We start from the raw sequence: 2,163 nt of genomic DNA on the forward strand, positions 1-2,163 counted from the left end.
GGTGTCGGCGTACAAGTGGACGTGCTCCACCTCGTACGAATGAAGGTGCTCCGTTTTCGGGGCGGTGATGGGGTGCTCGCCGTGAGTCTGCTGTTGTCCGTTCGGGGCGGCAGGGAGGCGGCTCGCGGTGGTCTTGGACCCACATCGGTGGCTGGAGTTGAGGCGGTTTCGTCCGCTGTATGAGTCTGGTGCGATGAGCCTGCGGGAGGTCGCGAAGGAGACCGGGCTGAACCGTCGGACCGTCAGCAAGTATTTGAAGGACCCGGCATCGGCGGGGCTGCCCAAGCGAGAGTCCGCTGGCCGGCCCCAGCGGCGGCTCGTGGACGAGGTCGCGCCCCTGATCGACGCGATGCTCAGGGCCGAGGTCCTCCTGAAGGGGTCGGTGATCCACGAGCGCCTGGTCGCGGAGTACGGGGTCGCGATCAACTACCAGCGGGTGAAGCTCTATCTGCAGGAGGCCCGGCCGCGGATCGCGGAGGAGCTGGGCATCAGCCCGGGCGAGCTGGCGGGGCTGCACCGGCGTTTCGAGGTGGTGCCCGGTGCTCAGGCCCAGGTGGACTGGGGAGATGAGGGCAGGGTCCTCGCTCATGTCGGGATTCCGAAGGTCTACTCGTTCCACATGACGCTGTCGTACTCGCGTGATCCGTTCTGCTGCTTCACCACCAGCCAGGATCTCGCGACGTTCTTCGACTGCCACCGCCAGGCGTTCGCGCACTTCGCCGGGGTGCCGTTGAGCATCGTCTATGACCGCACCAAGACGGTCGTGCGCCGGCACGTCGCCCCGGGCGAGGCGGTCCCGCTGCATCCTGAAGCGGTCGCATTCGCAGGCCACTACGACTACGACATCGACGTACTGGCGGCTTACCGGCCGCAAGGCAAGGGCAGGGTCGAGCGTCAGGTGAACATCGTCCGCGACCATGTCCTGGCCGGCCGGGCCTTCTCCTCGGTCGAGGAAATGAACGCCGCTTTCACGGCCTGGGTGCCGTTGCGGCGGGCGAAGGTCCACGGCACCCACGGCGAGGTCATCGGACACCGGGCCGCTCGCGATCACACAGCTCTGCGGCCGCTGCCGCAAACGCCATATCTGGTTGCCCAGCGGCACCTGCGGCAAGTCGGCAAGGACTGCCTGGTCGCCTTCGATGCGAACCTCTACTCGGTGCCCGCCCGCAAGGTCCGCCCTCGCCAGCTGGTCGAGGTCCGTGCTACGAAATCCCAGGTCAGCCTACATGCCACCGTCCCCGGATCCGACGGGACGACGCTGCTGGCCATTCATTCGCGGGCGGTCGGCCGCGGAGCCCGCGTCGTCGACGAGAGGCACTGGGACGGTCTGCCCACCGGCGCCGGACGCCGCGTCACCACCGGCGATGATCTGCCCTCTCCCCGCCGCAGCCAGCCGACAGACTCGCAGACCGGCCCGCTGCAGGCTCTTCTCAGCAGGTCTGCCGCCGCCCACGTCGAGGTCGGCCGCCGCCCGCTGTCGGTCTATGACGAGCTGACCGGCACCCGGCCCTTCAATTCGCCCGCCCCGACCAAGGACGCCCGTTGAGCGAGCTGACCAGCAACCGCATCCGCACCACCGCCGCCCGCCTCGGGCTGCCGCACCTTGCCGAAGCCCTGAGCCACTACATCCAACGGGCCGACGAGGCGAAGATGGGCTACCTCGACCTGCTCGACCTGGTCCTCTCCGAGGAACTCGCGGTCCGTGACGACCGCCGCTTCCGCAACGGCCTCAGGCTCTCGAAGCTGCCGCATCACAAGACGCTCGAGGACTACGACTTCTCCTTCCAGCCCGAACTCGAACCGCGCAAGGTCAAAGACTTGGCCACCTTGTCCTTCGTCGAGGACAAGGCCAACGTCGCCCTGCTGGGGCCGCCGGGAGTCGGCAAGACCCACCTCGCCGTCGCTCTCGCGGTCGCGGCTTGCCGAGCGGGCTACTCGATCTACTTCACCAGCCTCGACGACATGGTCCGTCACCTCAAAGCCGCCGAGGACCAGGGCCGGCTGATGAACAAGCTCACCAGCTACCTCCGCCCCGCCGTCCTCGTGGTCGACGAAGTCGGCTACCAGCCGCTCGAGCGGGCCGAGGCGAACCTGGTCTTCCAGGTCATCTCCAAGCGCTACGAGAAGGGCTCGATCATCCTGACCTCGAACAAGACCTTCGGC

The 2,163-nt window shown here is 67.6% G+C and carries 2 protein-coding genes; both read left to right on the forward strand.

Annotated elements, in window-relative coordinates; genetic code table 11:
- Positions 1-127 precede the first annotated feature (127 nt).
- Positions 128-1,546 (forward strand): IS21 family transposase, encoded by a 1,419-nt coding sequence (gene istA / locus N4G70_RS36825; RefSeq protein ID WP_261717147.1) that lies wholly within the window; start codon positions 128-130, stop codon positions 1,544-1,546.
- Positions 1,543-2,163 (forward strand): IS21-like element helper ATPase IstB (istB, locus tag N4G70_RS36830; protein ID WP_261717148.1); only part of this gene is annotated, 621 nt, incomplete at its 3' end. The genes istA and istB, both read left to right, overlap by 4 nt.

The sequence above is a fragment of the Streptomyces sp. ASQP_92 genome, assembly GCF_025399895.1.
GTDB lineage: Bacteria > Actinomycetota > Actinomycetes > Streptomycetales > Streptomycetaceae > Streptomyces.